The sequence below is a fragment of the Streptomyces sp. NPDC050264 genome (assembly GCF_040655895.1).
Lineage (GTDB): Bacteria > Actinomycetota > Actinomycetes > Streptomycetales > Streptomycetaceae > Streptomyces.
The window spans coordinates 1-17,660 of the sequence record NZ_JBFAKV010000022.1 but is presented as its reverse complement, the minus strand read 5'-3'; the positions used below and the strand labels follow the sequence as shown (position 1 = coordinate 17,660).

At 71.6% G+C, this 17,660-nt stretch carries 10 protein-coding genes and 1 pseudogene; 10 read left to right on the top strand and 1 reads right to left on the bottom strand.

Annotated features, from left to right (window positions below):
* Positions 1-32 precede the first annotated feature (32 nt).
* Positions 33-2,642 (bottom strand): beta-L-arabinofuranosidase domain-containing protein, encoded by a 2,610-nt coding sequence (locus tag AB0J02_RS31695; RefSeq protein WP_363197260.1) that lies wholly within the window; start codon positions 2,640-2,642, stop codon positions 33-35.
* 268 nt (positions 2,643-2,910) lie between these two features.
* On the opposite strand from AB0J02_RS31695, the gene AB0J02_RS31690 reads away from it, so the two are divergent.
* From AB0J02_RS31690 to manB, 10 genes and pseudogenes are all read left to right on the top strand, one after another.
* Positions 2,911-5,883 (top strand): glycosyl hydrolase, encoded by a 2,973-nt coding sequence (locus AB0J02_RS31690; protein ID WP_363197259.1) that lies wholly within the window; start codon positions 2,911-2,913, stop codon positions 5,881-5,883.
* Between the two features lie 90 nt (positions 5,884-5,973).
* Complete coding sequence (locus tag AB0J02_RS31685) at positions 5,974-9,066, top strand: family 78 glycoside hydrolase catalytic domain (protein ID WP_363197258.1); 3,093 nt, start codon at positions 5,974-5,976, stop codon at positions 9,064-9,066.
* Between the two features lie 211 nt (positions 9,067-9,277).
* Positions 9,278-10,297 (top strand): LacI family DNA-binding transcriptional regulator, encoded by a 1,020-nt coding sequence (locus AB0J02_RS31680; RefSeq protein ID WP_363197257.1) that lies wholly within the window; start codon positions 9,278-9,280, stop codon positions 10,295-10,297.
* 89 nt (positions 10,298-10,386) lie between these two features.
* Positions 10,387-11,679 carry an extracellular solute-binding protein gene (locus AB0J02_RS31675; RefSeq protein ID WP_363197256.1) on the top strand — a complete coding sequence of 431 codons (1,293 nt, stop codon included), beginning with the start codon at positions 10,387-10,389 and terminating at the stop codon, positions 11,677-11,679.
* Positions 11,676-12,578, top strand: coding sequence for a sugar ABC transporter permease (locus AB0J02_RS31670; RefSeq protein ID WP_363197255.1), 903 nt, complete (start codon positions 11,676-11,678; stop codon positions 12,576-12,578). Before AB0J02_RS31675 ends, AB0J02_RS31670 begins: the two co-directional genes overlap by 4 nt.
* A 1-nt stretch (position 12,579) precedes the next feature.
* The gene (locus AB0J02_RS31665) at positions 12,580-13,413 is read left to right on the top strand and encodes a carbohydrate ABC transporter permease (protein ID WP_363197254.1); all 834 of its coding nucleotides are present in this window, start codon (positions 12,580-12,582) and stop codon (positions 13,411-13,413) included.
* A gap of 8 nt (positions 13,414-13,421) precedes the next feature.
* Positions 13,422-14,549, top strand: coding sequence for a glycosidase (locus tag AB0J02_RS31660; RefSeq protein ID WP_363197253.1), 1,128 nt, complete (start codon positions 13,422-13,424; stop codon positions 14,547-14,549).
* Positions 14,546-15,763: a Gfo/Idh/MocA family oxidoreductase gene (locus AB0J02_RS31655; RefSeq protein ID WP_363197252.1), complete on the top strand. Its 1,218-nt coding sequence runs from the start codon at positions 14,546-14,548 to the stop codon at positions 15,761-15,763. Before AB0J02_RS31660 ends, AB0J02_RS31655 begins: the two co-directional genes overlap by 4 nt.
* Positions 15,760-17,337, top strand: coding sequence for a glycoside hydrolase family 13 protein (locus tag AB0J02_RS31650; RefSeq protein WP_363197251.1), 1,578 nt, complete (start codon positions 15,760-15,762; stop codon positions 17,335-17,337). Before AB0J02_RS31655 ends, AB0J02_RS31650 begins: the two co-directional genes overlap by 4 nt.
* A 26-nt stretch (positions 17,338-17,363) precedes the next feature.
* Positions 17,364-17,660 (top strand): annotated as a pseudogene (gene manB, locus AB0J02_RS31645) (phosphomannomutase/phosphoglucomutase); the annotation flags it as partial.

Below are 17,660 nucleotides of genomic sequence, written 5' to 3'. Positions count from 1 at the left end.
GGCAGCGGGAGACAGCGAGGGACAGGGGTGGCTCAGGCGCGGGCGAGCGCCGCGACGTCGGCGGCGGGGAGCGCCCTGTTGTGGAGGCGGAATCCGGCGACGGCGCCGTGCAGATACGGGTGGCTGGGGTTCTGGGAGCGGCCGAGGTAGTTGCGGGTCGTCGCGCCGAGCAGCAGCGGCGAGGAGACGAAGGCGTCGTTGCGGCCCGCTTCGGTCCCGTCGACGTACAGGACTCCCCCGCCGTCGCCGACGGTGAGCGCCACATGGGCCCAACTCCCGGTCGGCAGCGGCGCGTCGGCGTCCACGAAGTCCTCGCCCTCCATTCCGGCGATCTTCAGGGCGGCGCGGGGGCGCCCGGTGCCGGTGCGGGCGGCGAGGAAGAGGTACGTCGACTTGTGGTAGCCGAGGTCGAAGACGCGGGCCGAGTTCGCCTGGGTGTCGACGCGGACCCACGCGCTGACGGTGAGCTCGGTGCACCCGGTGATCAGACCCGGCGGCAGCACGACATGGCCGTCGACCCCGTCGAGGGCGACGGCGGCGGTGTGTCCGTCGCGGCCGGTCGCCCAGGCGGCGCCGCCGGTGAGCCGGCCGTCGGGACGGTGGCCGACGGTATCCACGACGGTGCTGCCCGAGCCCTCGGCCAGGAGGTAGCGGGCTGTCTCGCGGGGGCGGCCAGGGCGCGGCGGGGTCGCGAAGTAGACGTTGTAGTGCTGGTGGTGGATCTGGTGGAAGGGGCGCAGGGAGACGGCGGTTCCATTCACCTCGGAGGCCGTGAACTCCGCGCCGTTCCGGCCGGCTTGGCGCACGGAAGCGCGGTCGAGAGCCGGGATGGTGGGCGAGTCGGCGGTGCCGTACGCGCCGGCGAGGACCAGCGGCCCGTAGGAGAGGGCCTGTACGTGCGGGTTGTCGGGTGCGGGGCGCCAGGTCAGGGCGCGGGGGAAGGTGAGCTCGACCGTGTCGCCCGTCCTCCAGTGCCGGTCGAGGGTGAGGTACGAGCCCGGCGCGGCGTCGGACGTGTCGACGGCGCGCCCGTTGACGCTCACCCGGGCGGCGAGGCGCCGGTCCGCGTCGTTCAGCCAGGCGGGGATGCGCACCTTGAGCCGGAAGCGGGCCGCGCCACGGGTCACGGCGATCCGCACGGGGCCACTGCCGTGCGGGTCCCCGCCGGTCTGACGCAGCGTCACCCCTGCCTCGCGCCACCGCACTTCGGACGGGATGAACAGGTTCACGTACAAGGCGGCGCGGCCGGCACCCGCCGTCCTGAAATAGATCGTGTCCGCGAACTTGGTGTGCGTCTCCAGGCCGGTGCCGTGGTCGCAGGAGAAGTTGTCGTAGTCCCCGCTGTAGCTGCCGGGCGCGGACCCGAGCCCGCCCTTGGGCTGCCGCTGCGAACCGGCCCAGAGCCCGGTGTAGTACGTGACGAAGCCGTGCGCCGAGTCGGGGTCCTGCTCGCCGAGCAGCTGGTTGTACAGGGCCCACTCGTGATGGTCCATGTACGCGGCTTTGGCCGGATCGTGCAGGAAGAGGCGGCGGCCCAGCTTCAGCATGTTGTACGTGTTGCAGTTCTCGCAGGTTTCTTCGGAGAGGCGGCTGACGATCTCGCCGGGCGGTCCGAAGAACTCCTGGTTGGCGTTGCCGCCGATGGCGTACGAGTGGTCGCGGACAACGATGTCCCAGAAGTGCGCGGCGATCGAGCGGTAGCGGTCCTCGCCCGTCGCGTCGTACATCCGGGCCGCGCCCACGATCTTGGCGATCTCGGTGTTGGCGTGGTGCCCGTCGAGTTCGTCGCGTCCGGCCGCGAGCGGTGCGAACAGGTCCTCCTGGTCGAAGCGGCGCGCGGTGCGCAGCGCGGTCGCGTCGCCGGTGGCCAGGTGGAGGGCGGCGAGGACCTCGTTCATGCCGCCCCACTCGACGCGCAGGACGTTGCGCACTTCGGTCACGTCCAGCGGGGCCATCCGCTTCTCGACCCAGCCGGCCATCGCGGTGAGTACGTCGAGGGCCTGCCGGTTCCCGGAGAGCCGGAACTGGTCGAGGAGCCCGGCCATGATCTTGTGGATCGTGTAGTACGGCGCCCAGGGCTTGCCGCCCGCCTCCAGGTCGGCGAAGACCTGCTCGGGGAAGGCCGAGAGGTAGCCCTCGGTGAACCCGGCGGCGGGCGCGGCCTGTTGGCACTCGGCGAGCGCGTCCACGAGATACCGGGCCTTGTCGGCGTACTCGCGATCGCCCGTGTTGGCGTGGGCGTGGGCGAGTCCGGACAGGAGGTGTCCGGTGGTGTGGCCGCGCAGCTGGACGTCGGGGGCCTCCCAGCCGCCGCAGGGCTCGGCGTCCGAGGGCAGGCCGGCGTTGGTGCGGAAGGTGTGCAGCAGCCGGTCGGGGTCGATCGCCTTCAAGTAGGCGCAGGTGCGCCGCATGTTGGCGCGGAACGGGCTGTCGAGCAACGTCACGTCGGAGAGCGGGAACTCGGCGAGCGGCGTGCCGGACGCGTGCGCCCCTGGTCCGGTGGCCGGGGCGGCGGCCACCGTCCCGTGGGCCGGGGTGGTGGCCGCCGCCCCGCCTCCCGTCCCCATGCCCAGCGCGGCGGCCCCCGCCACCGCGCCCGATCCCGCGACGAAATGTCGTCTCGTCACCTGTGGTCCGGGCATGCGGCGGCTCCTTTGCGCGTCCGTACGGGAGGGGGGAGTGCGGCGTGGGGGGGGCTCGCCACGAGGGCGCCGGTCAGGACGACTTGAATCGTTTCGCTCTGAACCGTCGGCAACTTTGCGCGAGGCGGCATCGCCTGTCAATCCGCTTGCACAGGTGTGTTTGGTGCACACCTCTTGCCACTGGTCACAGCTGCACGTAGGTTCCTGCACCCCACATTGAATCGTTTGAAACCGTTCAACTCCCCTGTGACCAGGGACGAGGAGTGTCATGAGCCTGCGCCGTCGGACCGTGCTGAGAATGGGTGCCCTGGCCGGGGCCGCGACGGCGCTGCCGTTGCCCGGTGCGACGGAGGCGTTCGCGCACGGTTCCGCTGCGGGGAAGCCGGGGGCGGTCCTGCGTGATCCGGCGGCCGCCGTGCGCCCCAAGTTCCGCTGGTGGTGGCCGGACGCGCTGGTCGACACCGGCGAGATCGCCCGCGAGATCCGGGCGATCGCGGCGGCCGGCTTCGGCGGTGTGGAGATCGCGGCGGTCACGCACAGCATGGACGAGCAGCTGGACACCGTGCGCTACGGCTGGGGCACCACGGCCTGGCGGGCGGCGGTGGAGGCGGCGCTGCGCGAGGCGAAGAAGCGCGATGTGGTGGTGGACCTGACGATCGGCCCCGCGTGGCCCGCCGCGGTGCCGTCGATCACGCCGGACGACAAGGCCGCCGCGCAGGAACTCGCCCACGGCATCGCCGTGGTGGAGCCCGGGACGGCGTACGAGGGCCCGGTCCCGGCCGCCGTGAACCCGCCCGAGGACGGCGTCACGGACCAGCGGCTGTTTCTCGTGCAGGCGGTGCGGGTCACGGCGGGCGGCTCACCGACGGCCGTGCCCGTCCCTCTCGACCAGGACACCGTCACCGACGTCACCGACCGGGTCACCGGCGGCCGGCTCGCCTGGACGCCGCCGGCCGACGGTGCGGCCTGGCTGCTGGTGGCGTACTGGGAGCGCGGTTCGGGACAGCGCCCGGAGGGCCGCGACCACACGACTCCCCTCGCCTACGTCGTGGACCACTTCAGCGACGCGGGCACGCGCGCGGTCACCGACTTCTGGGAGGAGCACATCCTCACCCCCTCGATCCGCGGGCTGCTCAAGGCGACGGGCGGCACCCTCTTCGAGGACTCCATCGAGATCGAGACGGACGCGACGCTGTGGACCCCGGCGCTGCCCGCCGAGTTCGAGCGGCGCATGGGCTACTCGCTCCTCCCCTACCTCGCGACCTTCGTCGAGAAGAAGGAGAAGTACGTCTTCAGCTTCGGTTCGTCGCTCGACAAGGCGATCCGGCGCGATGTGATGGAGGTCGTCACCGAGCTGTACGTGGAGCATCACCTGCGTCCGCTGCAGAAGTGGGCGCACACGCTGGGCATGAAGCTGCGTATCCAGCCGTACGGCCTGGAGACCGACGCGGTCTACAAGTCGGCGCTCCTGGACGTCACCGAGGGCGAGTCGCTCGGCTTCAAGAACCTCGACGACTTCCGCTGCCTGGCCGGGGGCCGGGACATGGGCGGCAAGCCGCTCGTGTCGAACGAGGCGGGCGGCACCGCGGGCGGCGCCTACTCCACGACCTGGTCCGACACGCTGAAGAAACTGGTCACGCAGTACGCGGCCGGGGTGAACCAGGCCGTCTTCCACGGCTTCGCCTACGCGGACGCGCCGGGCGCCGAATGGCCGGGCTTCGCCGCGTTCTCGCCGTACAAGGGGGCGGCGGGGTACGGCGAGGCGTGGGGCCCGCGCCAGCCGCTGTGGCGGCACACCCCGCAGGTCGCGGACTTCCTGGCCCGTATTCAGCATGTCCTGCAGACCGGTGTGAACAAGGTCGACATCGGGGTGCTCCGGCAGAAGGGCTACGCGGGTTCGGGTCTCGGGGCGCCCTGGTTCACCAGCGACGGTGTGCCGGTCGGCTGGACGCACACCTTCCTCAGCCCGCGCCTGCTCGACCTGCCATCAGCAGTGGTACGGGACGGACGGTTCGCGCCGGACGGGCCCGCGGTCAAGGCGCTGCTCGTCGACGGCGACATCATGATCAACCGGGAGCACACGCTCCAACTGGACGTCGCCGAGAAGCTCTTGGGGTACGCCCGCGCAGGCCTGCCCGTCATCCTGATCGGCGACTGGTCCGACGCTCACGTCCCGGGCCTCGCCGGCCCCGGCGACAACGACCGGCTGCGCCAACTCCTGGTGCGGCTCCAGGCGTTGAAGACGGTCCACGTGGTCGCCGACCGGCCCGACGTGCCCGAGGCCATCGCGGCCCTCGGCCTCACCCGCGACGTCGAGTACGCCGAGTCGTCGATGCTCCTCAACGCCCACCGCGCGGACGCGGGCGCCGACTACTACTACTTCGCCAACGACGCGGTCAGCAAGAAGGGTTCGACCGGTGCCCGCATCACCCACGACGTCACGCTCACCGGGCATGTGAAGGGCGCCGTCCCCTACCGCCTCGACCCGTGGACCGGGGCGCTCACGCCGATCGCCCTGTACACGCGCACCGCCGACGGCCGGATCCGCCTGACCGTGGACCTGCAGCCGGGCGCGGTCACGGTCGTGGTGCTGGCCCGCCCCTCGGGCGACGTCCCCCGGCGGCACGCGACCACCACGGGGGCCGACGACATCCGCGTAGGCGAGGGCGGGCGGCTGGAGATCCGGGCGTCGGCGGCGGGCACGTACACCACCACCCTCGACACCGGGCGTACCGTCTCCACGAAGATCGGCGCGGTCCCCGCCGCCGTCCCCCTCACCTCGTGGAAGCTGACCGTCGACGACTGGCGGCCCGGCGCGAGCGCCACCGAAACCGCCCATGAGCACCACGAGCTGACGCTCGACGCGCTCGCGCCGTGGACGGCGCTGCCCGGCCTGGAGGACGTCTCCGGCATCGGCACCTACCGCACCACCGTGCGCCTCGGCCGGGAGTGGACGGCGGCGCACGGCGCGCTGCTCGAACTCGGCGGTGTCTTCGACACGTTCACCGTGCGCGTCAACGGCCACGACCTGCCGCCCGTCGACCAGCTGACCCGCGTCGCCGACCTCGGGACGCTGCTGCGGACCGGCGTCAACACCATCGAGATCGAGGTCGCGACGACCCTGCTGAACCGGCTCCGCGTCGCCCGCCCCGCCGTCTTCGGCGGCGGCAAGCGGCAGGAGTACGGGCTGACCGGCCCCGTGCGCCTCGTCCCGTACGCGCGCGCGACCGTGCGCGCCTGACCCCCTGCCCCACCCCTCACGGCACCCCACCCCTCAGCAGCACCCCCCACCATCACAGAGCACCTTCACCGTCGAAGGGAAACCTGACAGATGAGCAGCGATATCCGCCGCAGGACCGTGCTCGCCGCGACCGCGGGCGCCGTGCCCGTCGTCGCCGCCGGCACGTTCGCGAGCGCCGCACCCGCCCAGGCGGCTCCCCCCACCCCGGTGAGCGACGGCGGCGCCGTCACCGGCCTGACCGTCGAGCACCTCGCTCAGCCGCTCGGCACGGACGCCGCCCGCCCGCGCTTCGGCTGGCGCCTGGGATCGCAGCGGCGCGGGCATGCGCAGGGCGCGTACCGGATCCGGGTGGGGTCCTCGGCCGCGAAGCTCGCCGGGTCGCGGCCCGACGTCTGGGACAGCGGCCGGGTGGCCTCGTCCGACTCGGTCGCCGTGCTGTACGACGGGCCCGAACTCAAGCCTTCCGTACGGTACTTCTGGACCGTCTCGGTCTGGGACACCAAGAACCGCCCGGTCGGCACCGCGCCCGCCGCGTCGTTCGAGACGGGCCTGCTGAGCACCGACGGCGTCACCCACTGGGACGGCGCGCAGTGGATCGGCATGAAGGGCAAGGCCCCGAACTCTGCGGGTGCTCCGCTGGTCCGCTGCGAGACGCCGCTGCGCAAGGGCAGGGTCAGTGAGGCGCGCCTGTATGTGACGGCGCTCGGCGTCTACGAGGCGTATGTGAACGGTGAGCGCGTCACCGTCCCGCAGGACGGCGGCCGCACCGTCGAGCTGCTCGCGCCGGGCTGGACCAACTACGACATGACCGTGAACTACCTGACGTACGACGTCTCGGACCTGGTCGCGGGCGGCAGGCCGGTGACGCTCGCCGCCGTCCTCGGCAACGGCTGGTACAACGCCCGTGTCTCCGAGGGCAGTACCTATTACAACAAGGACGGCAACCCGCTCGCGTTCAAGGCCAAGCTCCTGATCCGTTACGCCGACGGCTCCACGCAGAGCATCGTCACGAAGCCGGGCGGCGGCTGGAAGGCCACCGACACGGGCCCCTACCGCGCGGACGACATCTACGACGGGCAGACGTACCACGCCCGCCGGGAACTGGACGGCTGGGCGGCGAACGGCTTCGACACCAAGGGGTGGGCGGAGGTCGAACAGGTCGGTTACGCCGCGACGTTCCCCGACGCGAAGCTCACCGCGTACCCCGGCGAGAGCGCGCGCCTGATGGCGAAGTGGGACCGCCGACCACAGTCCCTCACGGTCTACAGCGAGGTCACCGGCGCGTCGTCGAGCGCCAACGGCAAGGGCAGCATCGTGCCCGACCCGGCCCGCTCGACGAGCGGCGCCCCGGGCCCCGTCACCCTGCGCCCCGGCGACACCGCCGTCTTCGACCTCGGCCAGAACATGGTGGGCGTGCCCCGCTACACCGTGAGCGGCCCGGCGGGCGCCCAAGTCGTCGTCGGATTCGCCGAGATGCTCAACGACGACAGTGCGGGCGCGGACGGCCCGGTGGGCTCCGTGTACCGCGCCAACCTGCGCAGCGCCAAGGCCACGAGCACGTACGTCCTCAAGGGCGCGGAGGGCGGCGAGACCCATCAGGACTCGCTCACCTTCTACGGCTTCCGCTATGTGTCGGTGGAGGTGACGACGCCCGGCGCCGAGGTCACCGTCTCCGGTCTGACGGGCAAGGTCGGCACGTCGGCGATCCGTGACATCGGCAGCGTCACCACGGACGACGACGACATCAACCAGCTGATCAGCAACGTGCGTTGGGGCCAGCGCGGCAACTACCTGTGGGTGCCGACCGACTGCCCGCAGCGCGACGAGCGGCTCGGCTGGACGGGCGACACCCAGGTCTTCTCGAACACCGGCCTCTACAACACGGACGCCGTCGCGTTCCTCAGCCACTTCGAGTCCATCCTGATCGAGTCGCAGAAGATCTACGGCGTGGACGGCGCCCAGTTCACCGCGGTGGCGCCCGGAAACCGGTACAACGCGGCGGCCCCGTGCAGCGGTTGGGCGGACTGCGGGGTGATCGTGCCGTGGACCGTGTGGCAGATGAGCGGCGACGGGACCATCATCGACCGCAGCTGGGACGCGATGGTCCGCTACATCGACTGGATCCGGCAGAAGGGCGGGGACACGTACGCGGGACAGGGCGCGATCTTCGCCGACTGGCTCGCGTTCCAGAACACCGGCACCCAGTTGATGAGCGACGTCTACTACGCCTACAGCGTGCGCCTGATGGCCCAGATGGCGCGGGCCACCGGGCGCACCGCCGAGGGCAAGGCGTACGACGACCTCTTCGGCAACATCCGGCGCGCGTTCCTGGCCAAGTACGTGGAGGTCGACGGCGACAGGATCACCGTCAAGTCGAGCATCGGCGGCAAGCCGGGCATGGGCGGCGACCCCGAGGACAACAGCCAGTCCGCGCTGCTGTGGGTCCTCAAGCTCGGCTTCTACGACACGCAGGCCCAACGCCGGGCGCTGGTCGGCCTGTTGGCGGACAACATCGGCAACGACGCCGCGTACAAGGCCGCCCATCCCGACAGCGCGCGCGTGGAGTACGCCGAGAACACCCTGTCGGTCGGCTTCCTCGGCGTGAACGTCCTCGCGCCCGTCCTGACCGACGAGGGCCGCGCCGACCTCGCGTACGAACTGCTCCACCAGAACGCCATGCCGTCGTGGCTGTACTCCGTGGACAACGGCGCGACGACGGTGTGGGAGCGCTGGAACTCGTACTCGGAGGAGGACGGTTTCGGCCCGGTCGAGATGAACTCCTTCAACCACTACTCGTACGGCGCGATCGCGGAGTGGATGTACGCGTACATGGCGGGCATCGCCCGCGACCCCGACCACCCCGGCTTCCAGAGGTTCCGCCTCCGGCCGCACCTGGACCCGAGCGGTGGCATCACTCGGGTGACGGGCCGTCACCTGTCCCCGTACGGCGAGATCACGAGCGCGTGGTCGCTGGCCAAGGACGGGACGCTGACGTACGAGGCGGTCGTCCCCGCCAACAGTGAGGCGACGCTGAGCCTGCCCGCGGTCTCGGCGTCCGCCGTGCGCGAGGGGCGCACTCCACTGGCCTCGGTGGACGGGGTGAGGTTCGTCGGCTTCGAGGACGGCACGGCCACGTACCGGCTGCCGTCCGGGAGGTATCAGGTGACCAGCGCGGTGCGCTGACGCGTACCCGAACGCGCGGGTGAGGGGCCGGACGGGCGACGTCCGGCCCCTCACCCATGCCCGCCCTCGCCACCCCGGCTATGACGCGGATCACAACTCGAGAACCCTTGACGACTCCTCGTTCAAACCGGTTTAGTCAGCGTCGTTCAGCGATTCAAACCGGTTTGAACGCGGGCCGCTGCGGTGTCCCGTCGAGAGGGAGTCCGGCACCATGGCACGCAAGCCCACCATCGCCGACGTCGCACAGCGTGCGGGCGTCTCGCGCGCCACCGTGTCCTTCGCCCTGAACAACCGGCCCGGGGTCGCCGAGGAGACCAAGGCGCGGATCATGGCCGCCGCCGACGAGCTCGGCTGGACGCCCAGCCGGCCGGCCCGGGCGCTGTCGCTCGGCAAGGCCGGGGCCTTCGGGCTCGTCCTCGCCCGCGAGCCGGAGCAGATCGGCACGGACCTCTTCTTCCCCGCGTTCATCGCGGGCGTCGAGACCGTGATCGGGCAGCGCGGCGACGGGCTCATGGTGCACGTCACCACGCCCGAGCAGGAGCGCGGCGTGTACGAGCGGATGGCGGCGGAGCGGCAGGTCGACGGTGTCCTCCTGACCGACCTGCGCCTCGACGACCCGCGCCCCGCGCTCCTCCAGGAGCTCGGGCTGCCCGCGGTCGTGGTCGGCCGGCCCGAGTGGGGTGACGGTCTGACGGCGGTCAGCCTCGACGACGAGCCCGCCTACGCGGCCGCGGTCCGCCGCCTCGCCGACCTCGGCCATCGCGCGATCGCCCACGTCGAGGGGCCCCGGGAGCTGCGGCACGCGGGGCGGCGCCGGCTGGCCTGGGAACAGACCCTGGCCGCGCTCGGACTGCCCGAGGGGCCGGTACGGCCAGGCGGCTTCAGCGCCGAGGGCGGCGCCCGCGCCACCCGGGAACTCCTCGCCCTCGCCGAACCGCCGACCGCGATCGTCTACGGCAACGACCTGGCCGCCATGGCCGGGCTCTCGGTCGCCCAGGAGCTGGGCGTCCGCGTGCCGGACCAGCTCTCCGTCGTCGGCTACGACGACACCCCGCTGACCCGCTACACCTATCCGCCGCTCGCCTCCGCCCGTGCGGACGCCCGTGGCTGGGGCGAGGCGGCCGCCCGCGCCCTGGACGCGGTCATCGCCGAGGGCGGTGCGGAGCACGTGCAGCTGCCGCCCGCCGAGTTCGTGCCCCGCGCCTCGATAGGGCCGGCTCCCCGCCGCTGACGCGGGGACACCACGCTCCGGTCGCGTTCGCGCCGACCGGCCATTGCGCACGGCGACGAGGCCGCGCGTGAACAGTTCGGAGATCCATCATGTTGAGGAGAACGGCGTACGCGCTGCTCGTACTCGCGCTCGCGGGCACGGCGACAGCCTGTGGCCGGTCGGCACCGGATGCGGCCACCGCCGCGGACGCGCGCGGCCCGATCACCGTCTGGCTGTCCAACAACGCGCAGGAAGTGCAGTGGGGCAAGGCCATGGTGGCCGCGTGGAACAAGCGCCATCCCGGCCAGCACGTCACGGCGCAGCAGATCCCGGCGGGCAAGACGTCCGAGGAGGCGATCAGCGCCTCGATCATCGCGGGGACCAGCGCCTGTCTGGCCTTCAACACCTCCCCGGCGGCGGTGCCGACGTTCCAGAAGCAGAACGGGCTCGTCTCCCTGAGCGACTTCCCCGACGGTGACGCGTACATCACCCGGCGCGGCGGTGCCCTCACCGACCAGTACAAGTCGGCCGACGGCAAGTTCTACCAACTGCCCTGGAAGAGCAACCCCGTCATGATCCTCTACAACAAGAAGCTGTTCAAGAAGGCCGGTCTCGACCCCGAGCACCCGAAGCTCGCGACGTACAGGGAGTTCCTCCGGACGTCGCGCACGCTCGTGCGCAGCGGCGCCGCGAAGGCCGCGATCTGGCCGTCGCCCTCCAGTGACTTCTTCCAGCCCTGGTACGACTTCTATCCGGCGTTCGCCGCGCAGAGCGGCGGCAAGCAGCTCATCGAGGACGGCAAGCCGCAGTTCGACTCGCCCGCGGGGCGCCAAGTCACCGACTTCTGGCGGACGTTGTACCAGGAGAAGCTGGCCCCGCAGGAGGCGTACCCGGGCGACTCGCTCAACGACGGCAAGGCCGCGATGGCCACGGTCGGGCCGTGGGCGGTCGCCGCGTACAAGAACAACGTGGACATCGGTGTCGCTCCGGTGCCGACCTCCGACGGCGGCACGGGAAAGTACTCGTTCAGCGACGAGAAGTCCGTGTCCATGTTCAGCTCCTGCGAGAACCGGGGCACGGCCTGGGACGTGCTGAAGTTCGCGACCTCCGCCGGCCAGGACGGTGACTTCCTCTCCGCCACCGGTCAGATGCCGATGCGCACCGACCTGACGTCGAAGTACCCCGCCTTCTTCAAGAAGCAGCCGACGTACAAGGCCTTCGCCGAGCAGGCGGAGCACGTCGTCGAGGTGCCGAACGTCGCGGGCTCCGTCGACATCTGGCAGACCTTCCGCGACGCGTGGACGAAGTCGGTCGTCTTCGGCCGCGAGTCGACACGCTCGGCGCTGCGGGACGCCTCGTCCGAGATCACCGGCCTGATCAACGAATACGGGGACCCGTCATGAGCTCCCACCTCCAGCCGGCTCCGCGCAAGGCGCGCCCCGGCTCCCGGATCGGCGCGCTGTTCGTCTCGCCGTACGTGCTGTTCATCCTCGTCGTCTTCGCCGTGCCACTGGTCTACACGGTGTGGATCTCCTTCCACCGCTTCTACTTCACGGCGCCCGGCACCGACATCGACTCGCCCTGGGTGGGCCTCGCGAACTACCGGGACGTCTTCACCGACCCCGTCGTCGGCCGGGCGTTCCTCAACATCGCGATCTTCCTGCTCATCAACGTGCCGCTCACGGTGGGCGTCTCCCTGGTGCTGGCCTCCGCGCTGAACGCGAAGATCCGAGGCCGCGCGTTCTTCCGCGCCGCGTTCTACCTCCCGTACGTGACCGCGAGCGTCGCGCTTGTCGCCGTGTGGCAGTTCCTGTTCGGCTCGGACGGGTTCGTCAACCATCTGCTCGGCTCGCACGCGCCCGATCCGTCGTGGCTGGTCAACTCGCATCTGGCGATGCCGATGATCGCCGTGTTCGTCACGTGGAAGCAGCTCGGCTTCTTCGTGATGCTGTACCTGGCGGCGCTGCAGAACGTCGGGGGCGAGCTCTACGAAGCGGCCTCCGTCGACGGCGCGGGTCCCGTCCGGCAGTTCTTCTCGGTGACGGTGCCCGGCGTGCGTCCCGCGACGACGCTCGTCGTGATCTACGCGATCATCACCGGCGCCAACCTGTTCAGCGAGCCCTACCTGCTGACCGGGGGCGGCGGTCCCGACCACGCCTCCACCTCACCGGTCCTGCTGATGTACCAGAAGGGCATCGAGCAGGGGCACCCCGACTTCGCGGCGGCGCTCGGCGTGGTCCTCATCGCCTTCGTCATGGTCGTCTCGCTCGTCGCCCGCAAGCTCTCCGAGAGGGGCAACTGACATGCGCGGAACGCCTGCCGGGAAGGCCGTGCGGTACACCCTGCTGTCGCTCGGTGCGGTCGCCTTCCTCTTCCCCTTCTACTACATGGTCGTCGGCTCGCTGCGCGGGAGCACGGCCGGCGATCTGTCGGCGGCCGTCCCCACCGGCCTGACCGGCGCCAACTACACGGCCATCAACAGCGCGATCTCGCTGGGCCGTTCGCTCCTCAACTCGGGGATCATGACGATCGGCGTCCTGGTGTGCACGCTCGTCTTCGGTGTGCTCGCCGGATACGGTCTGGCCGTCCTGCGCTTCCGGGGCAAGGGCGCCGTCTTCGGCGCGCTGCTGCTGGTGCAGATGATCCCCTTCCAGCTCCTCACGCTGCCGCTGTACGTCCTGGTCGTCCGCGACTACGGACTCGGCGACAACTACCTCGGCATGATCCTGCCGTTCGCGATCAACTCGACCGCGGTGTTCCTGTTCCGCCAGTTCTTCCTCCAGATGCCGGCGTCCCTCTTCGAGGCGGCCCGCATCGACGGCGCGAGCGAACTGCGCATCCTGTGGCGGATCGCGCTGCCGATGGCCCGGCCCGCGGTGCTCACCGCGCTGCTGCTCACCTTCATCGGGCCGTGGAACGAGTTCCTGTGGCCGTTCCTCGTCACGAAGAACGCCGACATGCAGCCCCTTGCGGTCTCCCTCGCCAGCTTCCTCTCCAACCTCCAGGGCACGGTCGCCAACCCGGCCGGCGCCCTGCTGGCCGGCGCCGTCGTGCTGGCCGTCCCCGCGGTGATCCTCTTCCTTTTCTTCCAGCGCCACTTCACCTCGACCGACATCGACTCTGCGACCAAGGGCTGACTTTCCCCATGAGCAACACCACCGCCACCACCGACACCGCCGCCGACACCACGGCCATCCCGTACCGCCTGGTCCGCAAGGGCGTCGTGATGTCACCGCTGGCCGGAGAGGCGAACGAGGTCGACGGCGTCCTCAACCCCGCCGCGGGCCGCACCCCGGACGGCACCCTGCACCTGCTGCCGCGCCTGGTCGCGGAAGGCAACGTCTCACGGGTCGGCCTCGCGGAGGTCACCTTCGACGAGGCGGGCGTCCCGAACGGCGTCGAGCGCCGCGGCGTCGTCCTCTCCCCCGACGAGGGCTGGGAGCGCGGCAAGAACAACGCCGGTGTCGAGGACCCCCGGGTCACCTGGGTGCCGTCCCTGGGCAAGCACGTCATGTCGTACGTCGCCTACGGCCCGCTCGGCCCCAAGCCGGCCCTCGCCGTGTCCGAGAACCTGACCGACTGGACCCGTCTCGGCCCGATCCAGTTCCAGTACCAGCCGGACCTCGACACCGACCTCAACCTCTTCCCGAACAAGGACGTCGTCCACTTCCCCGAGCCGGTGCCGGGCCCGGACGGCGCGCCTGCCTACGCGATGCTGCACCGCCCGATGTGGGACCTGGGCTGGTTCCGTCCCGGCGAGGGCGTGCACCTGCCCGCCGGTGTGACGGACGAGCGGCCCGGCATCTGGATCTCGTACGTGCCGGTCGCCGAGGTCGAGGCGGACATCCGCGCGCTGACCCGGCCGCGCGACCACCGGCTCGTGGCGCTCTCCGTGTTCCCGTGGGAGGAGCTGAAGATCGGCGGCGGACCGGCCCCCATCCGGGTGCCCGAGGGCTGGCTGCTGATCCACCACGGTGTGTCGGGCTCCATCGAGAACCCGTGGGAGCAGAACCAGAAGGTGTCCTACGCGGCGGGCGCGATGATCCTCGACCCGGCCGACCCGTCGCAGGTGATCGCCCGTTCCGACCAGCCGCTGATGGCACCGGAGACCGAGGAGGAGCGCTCGGGCACCGTCCCGAACGTCGTCTTCCCGACGGCGATCGAGGAGATCGACGGCGAGCTGTACGTCTTCTACGGCATGGCCGACGCGCACATCGGCGTCGCCCTCCTGGAGCGCACGGAGCACACGGAGCACACGGAGCACACGGCATGAGTGACGGCGCCCACGCACCGCTCGGCATCGGTCTGGTCGGCTGCGGCGGGTTCGCGGAGTTCGTCCTGGACGCCGTGGCCGGTCTGCCGGGCCTGCGCCCGGCCGCGGTCGCCGACCCGTCGTCCGAGCGGGCGGCCCGGCTCGGCGCTCGGCACGGCGTCCCGGCGCTCGCCTCCCTGGACGAGCTGCTCGAACGGGACGACGTGGCGGCCGTGTTGATCGCCACGCCGCCCGCCACCCATGCGGCGATGGCGCTGGCCGCGCTGCGTGCGGGGCGCCATGTCTTCTGCGAGAAGCCCCTCGCCACCACGACCGGGGACGCGACGGCGGTCGCCGCCGAGGCGCGCCGCTCCGCCCGCGTCCTGGTCGTGGACCATGTGCTGCGCTACAACCCGCTGCTGCGGGCCGTGGAGCGGCTGACCGCACAGGGGCTGCTCGCTCCCGCGCGCCGCTTCCTGTTCGAGAACGACGCCTCCGACGAAGACCTGGGACCCGATCACTGGTTCTGGGACCCGGCGCACAGCGGTGGCATCTTCGTCGAGCACGGCGTCCACTTCTTCGACGCCGCGCGGGCGCTCCTCGGTTCGGACCCGGTCGGCGTCCGGGCGACGGCCGTGCGCCGCCCCGGTGGCCCGGTCGACCTGGTCAGCGCGGACGTCGTCCACCCCGGCGGGGTGCTCGCCTCGCACCTGCACTCGTTCACCCACGCGCACCGCGCGGAGCGTCAGCTCATGCGCCTCGACCACGGGTTCGCGGAGACGCGGATCAGCGGCTGGATCCCGGTCCACGCGGAGATCTCGGCCTGGGTGGACGAGGAAGAGGCTCGCAAGTGGGAACAACTTCCCGACCGGTTGTGCGAGTTGACGTACGTCGACGGGTTCCGGCCGCACGGTGAGGAGTGTCTCACCGTGCGCGTCGAGCGGGACGCCGGCTCCGCCGCGCCGGCCCGTGGACGTGGCGAGGAGCGCAGGGTGCCGCACCACGTGCGCGCCGTCCTCGACCTCGGCGGCGAGGCCCGTAAGCCGTATGTGTACGCGCAGAGCGTGCGCGCGGCCATGGCCGATCTGGTGCGGGCGGTGCGCGAGGGTACGCCGCCGGTCGCGGACGCCGCCGGCGGACTTGCCGCCGTCGCGGTCGCCGAGGCCGCCACGGTCGCGGCCGACACCGGTGTCGCCCAGCCGGTGCCCCACATCTCTCTGGAGGGCGTCGCGTGAGCTGGTGGCGGGACATGGTCTGCTACGAGGTGTACCCGCGCGCCTTCGCGGACTCGAACGGCGACGGGGTCGGCGATCTGCCCGGCGTGACCGCACATCTGGAACACATCAAGGACCTGGGCGCGGACGCCGTGTGGATCACTCCGTTCTATCCGTCGCCGCTGGCGGACGGCGGTTACGACATCGCCGACTACACGGGCGTGGCCGAGGACCTCGGCACCGCTGAGGATTTCGACGAACTGACCGAGCGCGCCCACGCGTTGGGCCTGAAGCTGCTGGTCGATCTCGTCCCGAACCACACCTCCGACCGGCATCCCTGGTTCCAGGACGCGCTGGCGGCGGCCCCCGGTTCGGCGGAACGGGCGAGGTACCTGTTCCGGCCGGGGCGGGGCGCGGGCGGTGAACTGCCGCCCAACGACTGGCAGTCGGCGTTCGGCGGCCCGGCCTGGACCCGGGTGCCGGACGGCGAGTGGTACTGCCATCTGCACGCCCCCGAGCAGCCGGACCTCGACTGGCGCAACTCGAAGGTGCGCGATGCCTTCACCGGCGTACTGCGGTACTGGCTCGACCGGGGCGTGGACGGCTTCCGCGTCGATGTGGCGCACGCCCTGTTCAAGGCGGAGGGGCTGCCCGACGCGGGCCCCGGGCAGCACGCCGACCCGTGGCGCAACCACCTGATGCCGTACTACGACCAGGAGGAGCTGCACCCGCTCTACCGTGAATGGCGGGCGCTGCTCGACACGCATCCCGCGCCGCCCGGTGCGGTGGCGCCACGGGACCGGGTGATGGTCGCCGAGTCGGCCGTCTTCGACCCGGCGCGGCTCGGCCGGTACATCAGGCGCGACGAGATGCACCAGGCCTTCAACTTCGCTTTCCTGGAGGCTTCTTGGGACGCGGCGGAGTTGCGCGGGGTCGTCGACGGTTCGTTCGCCGTGCCGGGCAGCGCGGTCACCTGGCTGCTCTCCAGCCATGACGCGATCCGCCCCGCGACCCGGCTCGGCTCGCTTCGGCGTGCCCGTGCGGCCGCGCTGCTGATGCTGGCGCTGCCCGGATCCGCGTACCTCTACCAGGGCGAGGAGCTGGGCCTGCCGCAGGCCGAGATTCCCGACGCCCGCATCCTCGACCCGCTGTGGGAGCGCTCGGGCCGCACCGAGCGGGGCCGCGACGGCGCCCGCGTCCCGCTGCCCTGGTCCGGCGAGCACGCACCGTACGGATTCAGCACGGCCGCGCCCGGCGGGACGTGGCTGCCGCAGCCCGACGGCTGGGCCGGACTGACCGTCGCCGCGCAGCGGCAGGACCCCGACTCGACGCTCGCCCTGTACCGGAGGGCGTTGCGCCTGCGCCGCGCGCATCCGGCGCCCGACCCCACGGCCCGGCCGGTCTGGCTCTCGGCGCCGGACGCGCCGGTGCTCGCGTTCCGCCGGGGCGAGCTCGTCTGCGTCGTCAACCTCGGCGCGGAGCCCGTGCCGCTCTCCTCCCTCGCACTCCCCGGCCGCCCGGCGCTCGCCAGCGAGCCCTTTTCCGGGGACGCGCTGCCGCCCGACACCGCCCTGTGGCTGATCGACTCCCCGTGAACTCCCCTGCTTCGAAGGACCCGCCGATGACCACATCCGACCCGACGTCCCGCACCGATCTGTCCGGGCTCGTCAAGGCGTACGACGTGCGAGGGGTCGTCCCCGACCAGTGGGACGAGTCGACCGCCGAGCTGTTCGGCGCCGCGTTCGTGCGCGTCACGCGGGCCGACGCGATCGTGACGGGCCATGACATGCGCCCCTCCTCCCCCGGGCTCGCCCGTGCGTTCGCCCGCGGGGCCATCGCGCAGGGCGCCGACGTCACCGAGACCGGCCTGTGCTCCACCGACCAGCTCTACTACGCGTCGGGCGCGCTCGGTCTGCCG